Below are 15972 nucleotides of genomic sequence, written 5' to 3' on the forward strand. Positions count from 1 at the left end.
GCCTTGGGAGTGCTGGCCTTGAGCCTGCTGCTGGGCACGCCGGTGCTGGCCTTGCTGGGCGGCCTGGGGGCGGCACTGGCCTTGGGCTTGCGCCACGGTGCTGCGCTGGTGGTGCTGCTGGTGTTGCCATTGGCACTGCCCACGTTGGTGTTCGGCAGCGGCGCAGTGTTGGCGGCGCTGAATGGCGAGCCGGTGGACGCAGCGCTGTCTCTGCAGGCCGCGTTGCTGATCTTGACCGCGCTGGGCGCACCGCGCGTCACCGCCGCGGCCTTGCGCATCGCGCTGGCCTGAGGATTGCGCCGATGCGCCGCGCAACGCTTCCGCCCCATGCCACTGCCGCGACGCCGCCCGCGCGCTGGACCCGCTTTGCCTCGCCAGCCCGCTTCGAGACGCTGGCCGCGAGCCTCGCCCGTGGCTGCTGGGTGATGGCCTTGCTGGCTGGTCTGGCCGGGTTGTACGTCGGCTTCATCGTCGCGCCCACGGATGCAACGCAGGGCGAGGTCTACCGCATCCTCTTCGTTCACGTGCCTGCGGCTTGGATGTCGATGCTGTGCTACCTCGCGATCGCCTTCTGGGCCGTCGTCGGCTGGGTGATGAAGCTGCGCATGGCCTCTCGGCTCGCGCGGGCATTGGCGCCATCGGGCGCGCTGTACACCGCGCTTGCGTTATGGACCGGCGCGCTATGGGGCCAGCCGACCTGGGGCACCTGGTGGGTGTGGGATGCGCGGCTGACCTCCGAGCTGATCTTGCTGCTGCTGTACCTCGGCTACATCGCGCTGGTCGAGTCGATCGACGACGACCGCCGCGCCGCGCAGGCCGGTGCGCTGCTGGCCTTGGTCGGTGCGCTGAACGTGCCCGTCATCTACTTCTCGGTGCGCTGGTGGAACACGCTGCATCAGGGTGCGTCGATCAGCCTGACCAGTGCGCCAAGCATGGCGCAGACGATGCTGCTCGCGCTGGGCCTGATGACGATCGCGTTCTGGGCCCACGCGATCGCGGCGACGTTGACGCGCGCGCGGGCGCTGAGCTGGGAGCAAGAGCCCGAAGCGCTGGTCGCGGTGAAGGTGAGCTCGTGAACGACCACAGCCTGTTCGTCTGGGTGGCCTGCGCGCCGGCGTTGGTGTTGCTGGTTGTCGAGGCGGTGGGCGTGTGCCTGCGCCTGCGCCGCGCCCGCGCGGCGGCGGTGGCCGCAGTGGCCAAGGAGTGGGCGCGCGAATGAGTCCGCGTCGACAGCGTCTGGCCTGGGTCGCCGGCGTACTGATCGCGTTGGCCGCGGCCGGCGCGCTGGTGCTGAACGCGTTCCGAAGCAATCTGGTGTTCTTCTTCACGCCGACGCAGGTGGCGCAGGGCGATGCGCCGGTGCAGCGTGCGTTCCGGCTCGGGGGGCTGGTACGTGAAGGCAGCCTGGTGCGCGACGGCCTGGTAGTGCGTTTCATCGTCACCGATCTGCAACGCGATGTCCCGGTGAGCTACGAAGGTGTGCTGCCGGATCTGTTCAAAGCCRGCAAAGGCGTGGTCGCGCAGGGCCAGCTCGGGCCGGACGGCGTGTTCGTCGCGCGCGAGGTGCTGGCCAAGCACGACGAGAACTACATGCCGCCCGAAGCGGCCGATGCCTTGCGGCGCGCGGCCAGCGCGTCTGACCCCCAGGCCGCGCCGACCTTGGTGGGACCGGGCCGATGATCCCGACGCTGGGTCATGGGGCGCTGGTCATAGCGCTGGTGGTGGCGCTCGTGCAGAGCGCGCTGGGACTGGCCGGCGCCGCCCGCACCAACGAGAGCTGGATGGCCTGGACGCGGCGGCTGACGACTGCGCAAGCGCTGCTGGTGGCGGCCGCCTTCGTCGCACTGGCCACCAGCTTCGTGCAGCACGACTTCTCGGTGTACTACGTGGCCGCACATTCGAACAGCCAGCTGCCATTGGCCTATCGGCTGGCCGCCGTCTGGGGTGGCCACGAGGGCTCGCTGCTGCTGTGGGTGTTGATGCTGGTGGGCTGGATGCAGGCGGTGGCCTGGCGCAGCCGCGGTCTACCGCCGGTGTTTGTGGCGCGCGTGCTGGCGGTGATGTCGCTGCTCAGCGCGGGTTTCGTGCTCTTCATGCTGGCCACCTCGAACCCGTTTGAGAGATTGCTGCCGCCGGTGCGCGAAGGGCGCGACCTGAACCCGCTGCTGCAAGACCCCGGCATGGTGCTGCACCCTCCCATGCTCTACATGGGCTATGTCGGCTTCTCGGTGGCGTTCTCGTTCGCGCTGGCGGCATTGATGGGCGGCAAGCTCGACGCCGCGTGGGCACGTTGGACTCGGCCGTGGACGGTGTCGGCCTGGGTCTTCCTGACGCTCGGCATCGCGCTTGGCAGTGCCTGGGCTTACAACGAGCTGGGCTGGGGCGGCTGGTGGTTCTGGGACCCTGTCGAGAACGCGTCGTTCATGCCCTGGCTCGCCGGCACCGCGCTCGTGCACTCGCTGGCGGTGAGTGAGAAGCGCGGCGCCTTCAAGGCCTGGACACTGCTGCTCGCGCTGCTGGCGTTTTCGTTGTCGCTGCTCGGCACCTTCCTCGTCCGCTCGGGTGTGCTGTCGTCAGTGCACGCGTTCGCCAACGACCCGAAGCGCGGCCTGTTCATCCTGGTCTTCCTGGCGCTGGTGATCGGTGGCTCTCTGGCGCTGTATGCGGCGCGCGCTGGCGCGGTCGGCCTGGGCCAGCGCTTTGGCAACGTGTCGCGCGAGTCAGCGCTGCTGCTGAACAACCTGCTGCTGGTCGTGGCCACCGGCTCGGTGCTGCTGGGCACGCTGTACCCGCTGTTCCTGGACGCACTGGGCCTGGGCAAGGTCTCGGTCGGGCCGCCCTACTTCGACAGTGTGTTCCGCTGGTTGATGGCACCGCTGCTGCTGTTGCTGGGCGCCGGGCCCTTGCTGCGCTGGAAGGACGATGCGCTCGGCACGCTGGTGCGGCGGCTGCGCTGGTCATTGACGGCAGCGCTGCTGGTGTTGGCGCTGGCCTGGACGTTCGGCGGCGCTGCGTCGGCCTGGTCTTGCATCGGCTACGCGCTGGCCGGCTGGGCGCTGGGTGGCGTGCTGGAAGACTTGGCAAGCTGGCGCTCGAACTGGCGCCAGCTGACCCGTGCGCAGTGGGGCATGTGGCTGGCCCACGCCGGCGTCGCCGCCTTCGTGCTGGGCGTGACCACGGTGCAGACGCACGAGAGCAGCCGCGACCTGCGCATGCAAGCGGGCGACACGGTCGCGCTGGCCGGCTACGACTTCCGCTTCGTCGACGCGGCCGCGGTGGCAGGCCCTAACTACGCTGCTGCACGGGGCAGGGTCGAGGTCAGCCGGGCCGGGCAACCGGTGACGACGCTGTGGCCGGAAAAGCGCGTCTACCGCGTGCAGCGCAACCCAATGACCGAAGCGGCGATCGACAGCAACCCGGCTCGTGATCTGTATGTGTCACTCGGCGAGTTGTTGCCCGACGGCAGCTGGACGGTGCGGGTGCAGCACAAGCCGCTGGTGATCTGGATCTGGCTGGGCTGCTTGATCATGGCGCTGGGCGGGGCGTTGGCTGCGAGCGACCGGCGCTACCACCGGCGCGAAGGGCGCGAGAGGCGGCCATGACACGTTGGCTGATCCCGCTCGTGCTGTTCGGCGCGCTGCTGTTCTTTCTGGTGCGGGGGCTGAACCTGAACCCACGCGAAGTGCCTTCGCCACTGATCGACCGGCCAGCGCCAGCGTTCGCGATGCCTACGCTGGCCGACCCGGCGCGCGTAGTTCGGCGCGAAGAGCTGCTCGGCCGGGTCTGGCTGCTCAACGTCTGGGCCTCGTGGTGCGGCCCCTGCCGCACCGAGCACCCGCAGTGGCTGCAATTGGCGCAGCGTCAACCCGGCGTCACGCTGATCGGGCTGAACTACAAGGACGAGCGCGACGCGGCCACCGCCTGGTTGCAGGACTTGGGCAACCCCTACGCCGACTCGCTGTTCGACCCGCAGGGCCAGCTGGGCCTGGACTACGGCGTCTACGGCGTGCCCGAAACCTTCGTCATCGACCGCGACGGCATCGTGCGCTACAAGCACGTCGGGCCGCTGACCCCGGCGGTGATTCACGAGCAGATCGAGCCGGTGCTGAAACGGCTGGGGGCCTGACGCGATGCTGAAGCGCATGCTGCTGCTTGGCGCGTGGTTGGTCGTCCACGCCGCGTGGGCCCAGACCGTGCCGGTCCCGTCGAACGACGCCGCGTTGGACGCGCACGTACAAGCCCTGGCGGCTCAGCTGCGCTGCGTGGTCTGCCAGAACGAATCGGTCGCCGATTCACAAGCGCCGCTGGCCGCCGACCTGCGCGAGCAGATCCGCCGCCAGCTGCGCGAAGGCGGCAGCGACGAGCAGATCCGCGCCTACATGACCGATCGCTACGGCGACTTCGTGCTGTACGAGCCACCACTGTCGGAGCGCACGCTGTTGTTGTGGTGGGGGCCGGCGCTGATGCTGGCTATTGGTGGGCTGGCGTTATGGGGTGCGCTTCGGCGCCGCAGCCGTCTCACCGACGACGCCTTCGAGCCCGACGAAAACGTCCAATAAAAAAGGCCCCGAAGGGCCTTTTGGATCACGGGGCGATGCGGAAGATCAGCCCGCCGCCACCGCGTTGCGCAAGCGGATGTGCAGCTCGCGCAGCTGCTTCTCGTCGACTGCGCTCGGTGCGCCGGTCAGCAGGCACTGGGCGCGTTGGGTCTTCGGGAAGGCGATCACGTCGCGGATCGAATCGGCCTTGGTCATCATCGTGACGATGCGGTCCAGGCCAAAAGCCAGGCCACCGTGCGGCGGCGCGCCGTACTGCAGCGCGTCGAGCAGGAAGCCGAACTTCTGCTGGGCTTCTTCCGGGCCGATCTTCAGCGCACCGAAGACCTTGCTCTRCACTTCGGCGCGGTGGATACGCACCGAGCCGCCGCCGAGCTCCCAGCCGTTCAGCACCATGTCGTAGGCCTTGGCGATGCAGGCACCGGGGTCGGTGTCCATCAGGTCTTCGTGGCCGTCCTTCGGCGCGGTGAACGGGTGGTGCACCGCGTTCCAGCGGTCTTCCCCTTCGTCGTGCTCGAACATCGGGAAGTCGACCACCCACAGCGGTGCCCACTTGTCTTCGAACAGGCCGCGGGTGCGGCCGAATTCGCTGTGGCCGACCTTCACGCGCAGCGCGCCGATCGCGTCGTTGACCACCTTGGCCTTGTCGGCGCCGAAGAAGATCAGGTCGCCGTTGCAGGCGCCAGTGCGCGCGATGATCTCGGCCAGCGCCGCATCGTGCAGGTTCTTCACCACCGGCGATTGCAGGCCTTCGCGGCCCTTGGCCACGTCGTTGACCTTGATCCAGGCCAGGCCCTTGGCGCCGTAGATCTTGACGAACTCGGTGTAGCCGTCGATCTCGCCGCGGCTCATCTCGCCGCCGCCGGGCACCTTCAGTGCGACGACGCGGCCGCCCTTGGTCGTCGCCGGGGTCGAGAAGACCTTGAAGTCGACGTCCTTCATCACGTCGGTCAGCTCGGTGAACTTGAGCTTGACGCGCAGGTCGGGCTTGTCGGAGCCGAACTGGTGCATCGCGTCGGCGTAGGTCATCACCGGGTAACCMGGCAGGTCGACACCGATGGTGTTGCGGAACACCGTGCGGATCATCCCTTCGAACATGCCGCGGATCTCTTCCTCGTTCAGGAACGAGGTCTCGATGTCGATCTGCGTGAACTCGGGCTGGCGATCGGCGCGCAGGTCTTCGTCGCGGAAGCACTTGGTGATCTGGTAGTAGCGGTCGAAGCCGGCCACCATCAGCAGCTGCTTGAACAGCTGCGGCGACTGCGGCAGCGCGAAGAAGTGGCCGTCGTGCACGCGGCTGGGCACCAGGTAGTCGCGCGCGCCTTCGGGCGTCGACTTGGTCAGCATCGGGGTTTCGATGTCGACGAAGCCGTTCGCGTCGAGGAACTTGCGCACTTCCATCGCCACGCGGTAGCGCAGCATCAGGTTCTTCTGCATCTGCGGGCGGCGCAGGTCCAGCACGCGGTGCGTCAGGCGCGTGGTTTCCGACAGGTTCTCGTCGTCGAGCTGGAACGGCGGCGTGACCRACGGGTTCAGCACCTCGAGCTCATGGCACAGCACCTCGACCTTGCCGCTGGCGAGGTTGGTGTTCTCTTTGTCGGCTGGGCGGGCGCGGACCAGGCCGACGACCTTCAGGCAGAACTCGTTGCGCACGCCTTCGGCCGTCTTGAACATCTCGGGCCGGTCGGGGTCGCAGACGATCTGCACATGGCCTTCGCGGTCACGCAGTTCGATGAAGATCACGCCGCCATGGTCGCGGCGACGGTGGGCCCAACCCATCAGGGTCACGGTCTGGCCCATCAGCGCTTCGCTGACCAGGCCGCAGTAGGTGGTTCTCATGGATGCACTCCGGTGCTTCTTGGTGTCTGTTGGCGCGCCCGCGGAAAAGGAGCGTCGGCGCGCGAAGGGATGCGGTGGAATCCGCGATTGGAGGCTGTCGGGGCGGGGTGGTCAACCCTCAGGACTGAGCGCCGGACGCGGCGGCTGCTCAGCCCGCCCGATTGGGGTCGGCCCCCTCCGGCACGGGCACCAGGCCGGCCGGGGGCGTGTGCGGCGGTGGCACCACCACGCCCATCGAGATGATGTACTTCAAGGCCTCGTCGACGCTCATGTCCAGCGCATGGATGGCCGTGCGCGGCATCATCACGAAGAAGCCCGAAGTCGGGTTCGGCGTCGTCGGCACGTACAGGCTGACGTGATCACCGTTCAGCTTGTTGGCCACCTCGCCACCGGGCTTGCCGGTGACGAAAGCGATCGTCCACGAGCCGGCGTGCGGGTACTGCACCAGCACCGCCTCGCGAAAGGCGTTGCCGTTGCTGGAAAACAGCGTGTCAGAGACCTGCTTGACCGAGCTGTAGATCGACCGGACGATGGGGATGCGGTTCATCAGCGCATCCCACTGTTTCAGCCACCACTGGCCGAACAGGTTGGTGACGAAGACCCCGGTGATGAGCATCAGTGTGATCATCACCACCACGCCCAGGCCCGGCCACTGGCCCAGCGCCTGCAGCGACTCGGCGGCGGCCACGGGCAGCACCGCCTGCGCAAAGCGCAGGAAACCCTTGAACATGCCGTCCAGCAGCCCCTGGACCCATAGCAACACCCAGATGGTGATGGCCAGGGGCAGCCAGGTCAGCAGGCCGGCAATGAGGTATTTTTTCAAGAGGTGGTCCGGGCGGCCGGCGGCTCAGTGGCAGGCGCAGGAGCCGCCGCAGGGCGTGCTGCCGCTGCTGGCCGCGTCTGACTTGCCGGTGTCGGAGGCCGGCGCACTGTCGCCGCTGGGGGCGGCGGGCGTGTCGGTCTTGGCGGCCGGGGCCGCAGCGCCACTGCTGCCGCCGCCGCGGAAGTCGGTGGCGTACCAGCCCGTGCCCTTGAGCTGGAAACCAGCCGCAGTGACCTGTTTCGCAAACTGCTCGGCCCCGCAGGCCGGGCATTGCGTCAGCGGCGCGTCGGACAGCTTTTGCAGCACATCACGCGAATGGCCGCAGGCCGCGCAGCGATAAGCGTAGATCGGCATGGCTAAATACTTGATTCAAAAGAATAACTCTCGATTATACGGGCCAACCCTCGGCCAGCCGGCTGGCTTTTGGCATGCGCCAACGATGACGGCCAGCGGTCCACCGCCAACAGCGTCGGCGCGTTGCCATCTCGTCCCCGAGCTCGACCCTAGAWTTTGTCGGTGGGTCGACCCGCGCCGAAGGCGCCACGACCGGTTGTTTGACAAGGAGATCAACGTGACAAATGCTTTGACGCGCATGGCACGGGCCGCAGCCTGGCCCGCCACCCTGGCCCTGTGCTTCCTCGCCKCCGGCACCGGCGCGGCCCGTGCCGCGGACGAGCCCAAGGTGCTGAACATCTACAACTGGTCTGACTACATCGCCGACGACACGCTGAAGAATTTCGAGAAAGAAACCGGCATCAAGGTCCACTACGACAACTACGACAACAACGAGATCCTTCACGCCAAGCTGGTGGCGGGCAAGACCGGCTACGACATCGTCGTGCCCAGTGCGCATTTCGCCAAGCAACAGATCGAAGCCGGCTTCTTCCAGAAGCTGGATCGCTCACAGCTGAGCAACTGGAACAACCTCGATCCCGAGCTGCTCAAACAAATGGCCAACGTCGACCCGGGCAACCAGTACCTCGTTGACTGGCTGTGGGGTTTCGTGACGGTCGGCATCAACGTGGACAAGGTCAAGAAGGCCCTGGGCGACCTGCCGATGCCGGAGAACGCCTGGTCGCTGATCTTTGACCCCACCTATGCGTCCAAGCTCAAGAGCTGCGGCGTCAGCTGGCTGGATTCGGCCTCTGAAGTGCTGCCCGTGGCCATGATCTACGCCGGCAAGAGCGGCTACAGCCGCACGGCGGCAGACTACGAGGCGGCCGGCAATGTGATGATGAAGGTGCGACCCTACGTCACGCGCTTTTCTTCTTCGGGCTACATCCAGGAAATGGCGGCCGGCTCGCTGTGCGCGGTGATGGGCTATTCGGGCGACATCAACATCGCACGTGCAAGGGCGATCGAAACCAAGAACGGTGTCCACCTGGAGGCGCTGATTCCGCCCAAGGGGTCCACCCTGTTCTTCGACTCGATGGCAGTTCCGGTCGATGCCCCGCACCCGAAGAACGCCCACCTGTTCATCAACTACATCCTGCGGCCCGAGGTCCACGCCTCGCTGACCAACAAGGTCTTCTACGCGAACCCGAACAAGGCGTCGCTCAAGTTGGTGAACAAGAACGTGGCCGAGAACAAGTCGGTCTTTCTCGACGCCGCCGACATGGCCAAGATGACGCCTCCGGACAGCGTGCCGCAGGACGTTCGGCGCGTTCAGACGCGTATCTTCACGCGCTTCAAGTCGGGCCGCTGAGCGCCCCGGACGCGCGGTGCCGACCTTGGCGTCGGCACTGCGCTCAACCCCACCAGAAGCGCTGCGCAAGCAGGCGCGTCGCCAGCACCCCCACCAGAAAGCCGATGGCGCCCCAGCCAATGCCCGCCAACAGCCGGTTGGTGCGGCGTTGCTCGCGCAGCAGGTCAGCCAGCAGCGCGCTGTTGTCGTTCTGCTGAGGGGCGGCGCTGCGGGCCAGTGCGTCATGAAGCAGGCGCGGAAGCTCGGGCAGCAACTTGGCGTAGTGCGGCGCCTCGTCCTGGAGTCGGCGCCACAGCGCACGCGGGCCGACCTGCTCGTCCATCCAGCGCTCTAGAAAAGGCTTGGCGGTCGTCCAMAGGTCCAGGTCGGGATCGAGCTGGCGGCCCAGGCCCTCGACATTGAGCAGCGTCTTTTGCAGCAGCACCAGCTGCGGCTGAATCTCGACATTGAAACGGCGCGAGGTCTGGAACAGCCGCATCAGCACCTGGCCGAGCGAGATTTCTTTCAACGGCCGGTCGAACTGCGGCTCGCAGACCGCGCGGATCGCGCCTTCGAGAGAGTCGATCCGCGTGTTCGGCGGCACCCAGCCCGATTCGACGTGCAACTCGGCCACGCGCTTGTAGTCGCGCCGGAAGAAGGCGATGAAGTTCTGCGCCAGGTACTCTTTGTCGGCGTCGGTCAGCGTGCCGATGATGCCGAAATCCAGCGCGATGTAGCGGCCGAAGGTGGCGGGCGCGACGCTGACCTGGATGTTGCCCGGGTGCATGTCGGCATGGAAGAAGCCGTCGCGAAAGACCTGGGTGAAGAAGATCGTGACGCCGTCGCGGGCCAGCTTCTTGATGTCGACGCCGGCCTCGCGCAGCCGGCTCACCTGGCTGACAGGCAGGCCCTTCATTCGCTCCATCACGCAGACGTTGCGACTGCACAGGTCCCAGTGCATCTCGGGCACCAGGATCAGCGGCAGGTCGGCCATGTTGCGCCGTAACTGGGCCGCGTTCGCCGCCTCGCGCACCAGGTCGAGCTCGTCGTGCAGGTAGACGTCGAACTCGGACACCACCTCGCGCGGGCGCAGCCGCCGGCCGTCCGCCGAGATGCGCTCGACCCAACGCGCCAGCATGTGCAGGATCGCCAGGTCGTCATCGATCACCGCCAGCATGCCCGGCCGCAGCACCTTGACCGCCACCTCGCGGCCATCGAGCAAGGTGGCAAAGTGCACCTGCGCCACCGAGGCACTGGCGACCGGCACGTCATCGAACAGCGCGAACACAGTGTCCAGCGGGCGGCGCAGCTCAGACTCGATGATCGCCCGCGCCTGATCGGCGGGGAACGGCGGCACCCGGTCTTGCAGCTTGGCCAGTTCGTCGGCCACATCCAGCGGCAACAGATCGCGCCGGGTCGACAGCACCTGACCGAACTTGATGAAGATCGGGCCCAGGTGCTCCAGCGCCATGCGCAGACGCACCCCGCGCGGCAGGGCAAAGCTGCGGCCCAGTGTCATCACGCCGGCCAGCGCGCGGATGCGGCGCTGGCGAAAGCCCGACAGCGCCAGCTCGTCGATGCCGTAACGCAGCAACGTGATGATGATGCGGAGCAACCGCAGGACAAAGCGCATGGGGACGCGCCTCAGCCTGCGCCGGGTCTTGGCCCGGCGGCAGGCACCGTCGACGGGTCAGCGCGACGCATCAGGGCTTGCGCCAGACGCTGGCGGCGCCCTGGGCCAGCGTGCGTGCAGTCGCGGCCAGCTTGTCGCCCACCTGGGCCAGGCCACCGGCCACCAGCGGACCGAAGACACGCTCCATGTCCGCTGCGATGTCCCAGCGCACGTTGGCGACGACCCAGCTCATGTCGGACGCCAGCGCCACGTCGCCTTCGATCTGCAGCGGGGGCAACTCGCCGGTGGCGACGCGGCGCGCGGCATCCAGCGGGTGGGCAGCGTCGACGCGCAAGCGCAGATCGGCTTCAGGCTCGGGGCCACCAGCTGTCGCAGCCGCTTCGAACATGCCGGCCGGCGTGATTCGCAAGGCCAACGGCGGGGGCGGTGGCAACGGCACACGCCAGTTGTCGACCTCGATGCGCAGCACGCGGCCGGCGTGGGCTTTGAGCCGATCAGTGGCCGCCGGCGCGCTTTGCAGCACGTGGTTGGCCAGCAAGATGAAGCGGTCGGTCGCCGCGGGCAGCAGCAGCTCCGTCACAGGGTTTGCCATGGACCAGATTATGGAGCCCCCACGGCCCCTGCCGGGGCCTGCCCCCCGAGGGGGCTCGCGCAGCGGACCGGCAAAGCCGGACCCGCGCACGCCACTTGAATGAGCGGCGCTACGCGCGCTCGGTGGGGCTGCGCGGAGGTTGACGGCGGGCTGGCAAAGCCGGACCCGTGCACGCCACTCGGAGGGGGCGCTAAGCGCCCCGGGGGTCAGGGGAATTGACCTGCTTCGAAGAGGTCGGCGAAAGTGTTGGCCCCACTGACCGTGGACAGCACCGGCAATTGCAGGATCTGCTCGATCGACTTCAACTGCGCACTGTGGTCCAGCTTCACGGTACTGGCGTAGCCCTTCTTGACACCCGGCCCGACGGCAATGAACGGGATCAGGTTTGTGCTGCTGCCTTCGTCCCAGACCAGGAAGATCGCCCCCTGGTGCGCATTGACGTAGTCGATGATCGGCGGCAAGTGCTTCTTCAGCCAGTTGTCGCCCGACTGGATCTCGTTGCTGTTCGGGCAGCCCGAGTCGCCGTGCATGTCATTGCACTCGTTGGGCGTGATGAAGTTGTAGGTCGCCACACGCTCATTGACCAGGTCGTCGGCCAGCGCCTTGTAGTTCTTGTGGTGGGCCACGCAGTAGCTGTTGGTCTTCGACGGCGGGCTGCCCGACACGTCGCGGAAGAACACGAACGGGTTGTGCTTGGCTGCATAGTGGCCGTCCGATCGGATCGGGCACTTGCCGGTGGTGCTGTTCAGCCCCTCCTGGTACGACATCCAGCTGGTGCCATTGCCGGCGTTCTTGATCTGCGTCACCAGGTGCGCGGTGCTGCCGGTGCTGTTGCTGGAACTGGGGTCGCCGTCGCCGGTGAAGGTGTGGTCGGAGAACTTGTTGGTGCCGGCCTCCATCCACACGTAGTGCGGCTCGCTCGGCAGCGAGGGCAGCACGTCGCCGAAGTTCGTTGCGTAGGCGTAGTTCTCCATCAGCACGTTGTTGATGTACGGCGCATCGTGTGTGTTGCCGTAGATCTGCTTCGCGTCGTGGTTCTCGAAGGCGATCACGAAGATGACCTTGATGGCCGAGGCCAACGGGGTTGCTGACTGATCCGGTGCCTGCGCCTGCTCTTGCTCCTGAGCGAAAACGGGGCCGGCCAGTGCGGCGGTCAACGCCAGCGCGGCCGCAACGAAACGTTTTGCCATACGCAACTCTCTGAGGTTATGTAGGCTGCCGAAGCAGCGGCCGCCGGCGGCGGGTGGCCGCGATTCTGGAGCTGCCGGCCATGTGTCAACCAGCCACAAAACGTCAGGACTGTCAGCAATCGAATCCGTTGGGGTTGGCCTGTTGCCAGCGCCAGCTGTCGGCACACATCGCGTCCAGGTCGCGCCGGGTCTGCCAGCCCAGGCGCTCGCGGGCGAGCGTTGCATCGGCCCAGAATGCGGGCAGGTCACCCAGCCGGCGGTCGACGATGCGGTAAGGCACCGCACGGCCACTGGCCCGCTCGAAGGCCCGCACCAGTTCGAGCACGCTGTGGCCATGGCCTGCGCCGAGGTTCACGGTCAGTGAGTCGCGTTGGTCCAGCAGGTAGCGCAGCGCGGCCACATGGCCTTCCGCCAAATCAACCACGTGCAGGTAGTCGCGCACACCCGTGCCATCCACCGTGTCGTAGTCACCGCCAAAGACCTGAAGGACCTCGCGCCGGCCGACCGCTGCCTGGGTGACGTAGGGCATCAGGTTGTTCGGCACGCCCCGCGGGTCCTCGCCGATGCGGCCACTTTCGTKGGCGCCGACCGGGTTGAAATAGCGCAGCCAGGCGATCTTCCAGGCCGGGTCGGACGCTTCGAGGTCGCGCAGGATCTGCTCGCCGTACAGCTTGGTGCGGCCGTAGACGTTGATCGCCGACAAGGGGTGGGCCTCGTCATAGGGCAGGTACTGCGGTGTGCCATAGACCGTGGCACTGGAGCTGAAGACCATCGTCTTCACGCCGTGGCGGCGCATCGCTTCGCAGGTGGTCACCAGGCCGCCGAGATTGTTGGCGTAGTACGCCAGGGGCTGCTCGCCGGACTCTCCCACTGCCTTGAAGGCCGCGAAGTGCACCACGGCATCGATGCGGTGGCGGCTGAAGACAGCCTCCATGGCAGCCGAGTCAGCGACGCTGGCGCGCTCGAACTCGGGTGCGGTGCCGCTCAGCTCGTGCAGGCGCCTCAGCACCTCGGGCGAGCTGTTGGAGAAATCGTCGAGACCGACGACCGAGAAGCCGGCCGCTTGCAAGGCGAGCCAGGTGTGCGAACCGATGTAGCCGGTCGCGCCGGTGAGCAGAACAGTGGTCATGGGTCGGGCAGCGCCCGGCCGCAGATCAAAGTGCCGGTTCGCGCTGCAATTGTGCAGGAGGCCGGTTGGCCTCGGCCACCGCGAGGATGCGCTCGCGCAGCTCGGTCAGCATCTCGTAGCGGCGTCGGTACATCGCGCGCTTCTTCGCCGGGATGCTGTCCAGCGGGCGGGGGTTGAAACCGGTCTCGATCGCGAAGAAACCGTCGACGGTTTCGACACCACCACGGTCGCGCCAGATCTCGTCATAGTCGRCCGTCGGGATGTTCCTGTCGTAACGCGCGAACAGGCGGGCATGCCGATGGTGGCGGTAGAAGTCACTGATCGCGTAGACACGCTCGATGCCCATCGCTTCGGCCAGCAGCAGCGTGGCCAGCAGCACCAGGTCTCGCGGGCGGCAGCCATGCAGACGCTTGGTCAGCTCGGCGTAGCGCTCGCTGATGCCCTCGGTCGAGCGGCCCTGGATGGCGCCGATGTACATCGTCGGCTGGCCTCTCCGGCGGCCGATCGAGAACGCAACCGAATACAGCCGGGTGTTGCCTTCGAACAGGTTCAGCGACAGCTCGCCTTCCTGCGCCAGCCATTCGGGCTGGTCCAATTGCAGCGTCAGGCCGTCCTCTGTCGGACCGATCGCGGCCAGCAACTCTCGCGCCCCGATGGGCACCTGCAGCCACGGCTGGCGCTCGACGTAGCGGTAATGCGCGTTGACCGTTTCGACCCGGTGGCGGATCGACCAGGCGCGGTGAATGTACGGCCACGCCAGGATGTGGACCATGTTCTTGCGGGCCAGCATGACCTTGCCCAGCTGCGACTGCCGCGGCACGTTGCGCAGCGCGCGCCATTCGCGGCGGTGCGCCCAGGCTTGCCAGCCGAAGCGCAGGCGGCGCAACAGCGACATCGGGCCGCCTGAAGGATAGGCCTGACGGGCGAGTTGCCAGATCAGCTTCCATACCGCCAGCACCGGCTCGGCGAAGCGCGGCACGCTGCTCAGTTCACTGGGTTCGAATGCAGACATCAGGCCCAGGGCTTGCCACCCGCCAAAGTTGGCATGGGGACGGCTGCGGCGCGGTGTCAGCACTTGATGCCGACGTGCAAAGCCACCACGCCGCCGGTCAGGTTGTGCACGTCCACGTGACCGAAGCCCGCGGTTTTCATCATCGCCTTCAACGTCGCCTGGTCCGGGTGCATGCGGATCGACTCAGCCAGATAGCGGTAACTTTCGGCATCGCCCGCCACCCATTGGCCCAGGCGCGGCAGCACCTTGAACGAGTACCAGTCGTAAGGCTTCTGCAGCGGCGTGGCGACCTTGGAGAACTCCAGCACCAGCAGCCGGCCGCCTTCACGCAGCACACGCGCCATCTCGGCCAGCGCCTGCTCCTTGTGGGTCATGTTGCGCAGGCCGAAGGCCACGCTGACGAGGTCGAAGCTGCCGGTTCGAAACGGCAGTTGCTCAGCGTCACAAATCGAGGTGGGCAGCGCCAGCCCATCGTCGAGCATCCGGTCACGGCCGGTGCGCAGCATGGCTTCGTTGATGTCGGTGTGAACCACCTGGCCGCTGGGGCCGACCTGGCGGGCAAAAGCCTTGGCCAGGTCGCCGGTGCCACCGGCGATGTCCAGCACCTTGTCGCCTTCGCGCAGGTTGGCCACCGCCACGGTGTAGGCCTTCCACGCGCGGTGCATGCCCATCGACATGAGGTCGTTCATCACGTCGTATTTCGACGCGACCGAATCGAACACACCTTTGACGCGACCGGCTTTTTCGCCTTCGTCGACGTTCTGGTAACCAAAATGGGTCTGAGACATCTGTTCCCTCCAGCACGGATGCTGGCATTCCTGTTCAGGTCAGTGGTGACCGCATGTACCGCCACCCTTGGCGGACATCGGCAAGTCGCGTTCCACCCCGGCCTCTTTCAATCTTTTTTCGTAGCGCGCCCAGTGCTCGGCCTCTTCCGCCCCAAGGCGGTACAGCAACTCCCAGGTGAAGATGCCGGTGTCATGGCCGTCGGAAAAGCGCGGTTGGACGGCATAGTGACCAACTGGCTCGATCGCGTCGATCCCTACGTTGCGCTTACCGGTTTGCAGCACTTCCTGCCCAGGCCCGTGGCCCTGGACCTCGGCCGAAGGCGAATAGACCCGCATCAGCTCGAACGGGATGCGGAAAGTGCGCTCGTCGTCAAAAGTGATTTCGAGAACGCGAGAGCTTTGGTGGACGGTGAGTGCGGTGGGCTGGGGGTGGCGTGAAGGGGTGGCCATCGTGCTCGACAGGCTGCGCTCAGTGCAGGCCAATGTCCATGGTTCCTTCGGCCGGATCGCCCGCGCCGACCAACATCAGCATCAGCGCGTCGTTCTGGCCCAGGTAGATTGCAGCCGCGTCGCTGGCGCGGTTGCCGCGGCGCAGGCCGGCCGGGCCGGCATTGGTCAGTGGCGCCAAGGTCGCAGCTTCGTCTACGGTCGTTCCATTGCTGAGCTTGCCCAGGAACGCGTAGCTCGTGTTGCTCAGTGTCGTGGCGCCCCAGGCACTGCTGGTGC

The 15972-nt window shown here is 66.8% G+C and carries 19 protein-coding genes; 8 read left to right on the top strand and 11 right to left on the bottom strand.

Translation table 11 applies throughout. The annotated features are described in order from the left end of the window. From AC1DYI_RS11960 to AC1DYI_RS11990, 7 genes are all read left to right on the top strand, one after another. Positions 1-291: heme exporter protein CcmB (locus AC1DYI_RS11960; RefSeq protein WP_477204332.1), on the top strand; the 291-nt coding region annotated here is incomplete at its 5' end. Between the two features lie 11 nt (positions 292-302). Then, positions 303-1076, top strand: coding sequence for a heme ABC transporter permease CcmC (ccmC, locus tag AC1DYI_RS11965; protein ID WP_477204333.1), 774 nt, complete (start codon positions 303-305; stop codon positions 1074-1076). After that, the gene (locus tag AC1DYI_RS11970; RefSeq protein ID WP_477204334.1) at positions 1073-1219 is read left to right on the top strand and encodes a hypothetical protein; all 147 of its coding nucleotides are present in this window, start codon (positions 1073-1075) and stop codon (positions 1217-1219) included. The genes ccmC and AC1DYI_RS11970 overlap by 4 nt, the downstream gene beginning before the upstream one ends. Then, positions 1216-1680: a cytochrome c maturation protein CcmE gene (gene ccmE, locus AC1DYI_RS11975; protein ID WP_477204335.1), complete on the top strand. Its 465-nt coding sequence runs from the start codon at positions 1216-1218 to the stop codon at positions 1678-1680. Before AC1DYI_RS11970 ends, ccmE begins: the two co-directional genes overlap by 4 nt. Next, positions 1677-3602, top strand: a complete 1926-nt coding sequence (locus AC1DYI_RS11980) for a heme lyase CcmF/NrfE family subunit (protein WP_477204336.1) — start codon at positions 1677-1679, stop codon at positions 3600-3602. Before ccmE ends, AC1DYI_RS11980 begins: the two co-directional genes overlap by 4 nt. Then, the gene (locus AC1DYI_RS11985) at positions 3599-4126 is read left to right on the top strand and encodes a DsbE family thiol:disulfide interchange protein (protein ID WP_477204337.1); all 528 of its coding nucleotides are present in this window, start codon (positions 3599-3601) and stop codon (positions 4124-4126) included. Before AC1DYI_RS11980 ends, AC1DYI_RS11985 begins: the two co-directional genes overlap by 4 nt. Before the next feature lie 4 nt (positions 4127-4130). Then, positions 4131-4559, top strand: a complete 429-nt coding sequence (locus AC1DYI_RS11990; protein ID WP_477204338.1) for a cytochrome c-type biogenesis protein — start codon at positions 4131-4133, stop codon at positions 4557-4559. A 45-nt stretch (positions 4560-4604) separates the two neighbouring features. On the opposite strand, the gene aspS is transcribed toward AC1DYI_RS11990, so the two are convergent. The 3 genes from aspS to AC1DYI_RS12005 all read right to left on the bottom strand — a co-directional run bounded on the left by aspS (position 4605) and on the right by AC1DYI_RS12005 (position 7572). Beyond that, a complete protein-coding gene (gene aspS / locus AC1DYI_RS11995; protein ID WP_477204339.1) occupies positions 4605-6395 on the bottom strand; it encodes an aspartate--tRNA ligase in 1791 nt (596 codons plus the stop codon). A 148-nt stretch (positions 6396-6543) separates the two neighbouring features. Next, positions 6544-7218, bottom strand: coding sequence for a DUF502 domain-containing protein (locus tag AC1DYI_RS12000; RefSeq protein ID WP_477204340.1), 675 nt, complete (start codon positions 7216-7218; stop codon positions 6544-6546). A 24-nt stretch (positions 7219-7242) separates the two neighbouring features. After that, the gene (locus tag AC1DYI_RS12005; RefSeq protein ID WP_477204341.1) at positions 7243-7572 is read right to left on the bottom strand and encodes an FmdB family zinc ribbon protein; all 330 of its coding nucleotides are present in this window, start codon (positions 7570-7572) and stop codon (positions 7243-7245) included. 238 nt (positions 7573-7810) lie between these two features. On the opposite strand from AC1DYI_RS12005, the gene AC1DYI_RS12010 reads away from it, so the two are divergent. Continuing rightward, the gene (locus AC1DYI_RS12010) at positions 7811-8923 is read left to right on the top strand and encodes a polyamine ABC transporter substrate-binding protein (RefSeq protein ID WP_477204350.1); all 1113 of its coding nucleotides are present in this window, start codon (positions 7811-7813) and stop codon (positions 8921-8923) included. 43 nt (positions 8924-8966) lie between these two features. Here AC1DYI_RS12010 and ubiB read toward each other — a convergent pair whose 3' ends face one another. The 8 genes from ubiB to AC1DYI_RS12050 all read right to left on the bottom strand — a co-directional run. Next, the gene (ubiB, locus tag AC1DYI_RS12015) at positions 8967-10535 is read right to left on the bottom strand and encodes a ubiquinone biosynthesis regulatory protein kinase UbiB (RefSeq protein WP_477204342.1); all 1569 of its coding nucleotides are present in this window, start codon (positions 10533-10535) and stop codon (positions 8967-8969) included. A 70-nt stretch (positions 10536-10605) separates the two neighbouring features. Further along, positions 10606-11127 carry a hypothetical protein gene (locus AC1DYI_RS12020; protein WP_477204343.1) on the bottom strand — a complete coding sequence of 174 codons (522 nt, stop codon included), beginning with the start codon at positions 11125-11127 and terminating at the stop codon, positions 10606-10608. Positions 11128-11333: 206 nt separating this feature from the next. Continuing rightward, positions 11334-12317, bottom strand: a complete 984-nt coding sequence (locus AC1DYI_RS12025; RefSeq protein WP_477204344.1) for an alkaline phosphatase family protein — start codon at positions 12315-12317, stop codon at positions 11334-11336. Positions 12318-12429: 112 nt separating this feature from the next. After that, positions 12430-13446 (bottom strand): UDP-glucose 4-epimerase GalE, encoded by a 1017-nt coding sequence (gene galE, locus AC1DYI_RS12030; RefSeq protein ID WP_477204345.1) that lies wholly within the window; start codon positions 13444-13446, stop codon positions 12430-12432. Between the two features lie 25 nt (positions 13447-13471). Further along, the gene (locus AC1DYI_RS12035; RefSeq protein ID WP_477204346.1) at positions 13472-14458 is read right to left on the bottom strand and encodes a VirK/YbjX family protein; all 987 of its coding nucleotides are present in this window, start codon (positions 14456-14458) and stop codon (positions 13472-13474) included. Positions 14459-14514: 56 nt separating this feature from the next. Next, a complete protein-coding gene (gene ubiE, locus AC1DYI_RS12040; RefSeq protein WP_477204347.1) occupies positions 14515-15246 on the bottom strand; it encodes a bifunctional demethylmenaquinone methyltransferase/2-methoxy-6-polyprenyl-1,4-benzoquinol methylase UbiE in 732 nt (243 codons plus the stop codon). 39 nt (positions 15247-15285) lie between these two features. Continuing rightward, the gene (locus tag AC1DYI_RS12045) at positions 15286-15696 is read right to left on the bottom strand and encodes a gamma-butyrobetaine hydroxylase family protein (RefSeq protein ID WP_477204348.1); all 411 of its coding nucleotides are present in this window, start codon (positions 15694-15696) and stop codon (positions 15286-15288) included. A 19-nt stretch (positions 15697-15715) separates the two neighbouring features. Continuing rightward, positions 15716-15972, bottom strand: a 257-nt coding sequence (locus tag AC1DYI_RS12050) for a hypothetical protein (protein WP_477204349.1), incomplete at its 5' end; no start/stop codon positions are given.

This window comes from Ideonella sp. P3_A4 (genome assembly GCF_056403075.1).

Excerpts from the sequence above, each read along its gene's own strand:
- ccmC (WP_477204333.1), top strand. The coding sequence starts at position 303 with ATGCGCCGCGCAACGCTTCCGCCCCATGCCACTGCCGCGACGCCGCCC.
- AC1DYI_RS11980 (WP_477204336.1), top strand. The coding sequence starts at position 1,677 with ATGATCCCGACGCTGGGTCATGGGGCGCTGGTCATAGCGCTGGTGGTG.
- AC1DYI_RS11985 (WP_477204337.1), top strand. The coding sequence starts at position 3,599 with ATGACACGTTGGCTGATCCCGCTCGTGCTGTTCGGCGCGCTGCTGTTC.
- AC1DYI_RS11990 (WP_477204338.1), top strand. The coding sequence starts at position 4,131 with ATGCTGAAGCGCATGCTGCTGCTTGGCGCGTGGTTGGTCGTCCACGCC.
- AC1DYI_RS12005 (WP_477204341.1), bottom strand. The coding sequence starts at position 7,572 with ATGCCGATCTACGCTTATCGCTGCGCGGCCTGCGGCCATTCGCGTGAT.
- AC1DYI_RS12020 (WP_477204343.1), bottom strand. The coding sequence starts at position 11,127 with ATGGCAAACCCTGTGACGGAGCTGCTGCTGCCCGCGGCGACCGACCGC.
- AC1DYI_RS12025 (WP_477204344.1), bottom strand. The coding sequence starts at position 12,317 with ATGGCAAAACGTTTCGTTGCGGCCGCGCTGGCGTTGACCGCCGCACTG.
- ubiE (WP_477204347.1), bottom strand. The coding sequence starts at position 15,246 with ATGTCTCAGACCCATTTTGGTTACCAGAACGTCGACGAAGGCGAAAAA.
- AC1DYI_RS12045 (WP_477204348.1), bottom strand. The coding sequence starts at position 15,696 with ATGGCCACCCCTTCACGCCACCCCCAGCCCACCGCACTCACCGTCCAC.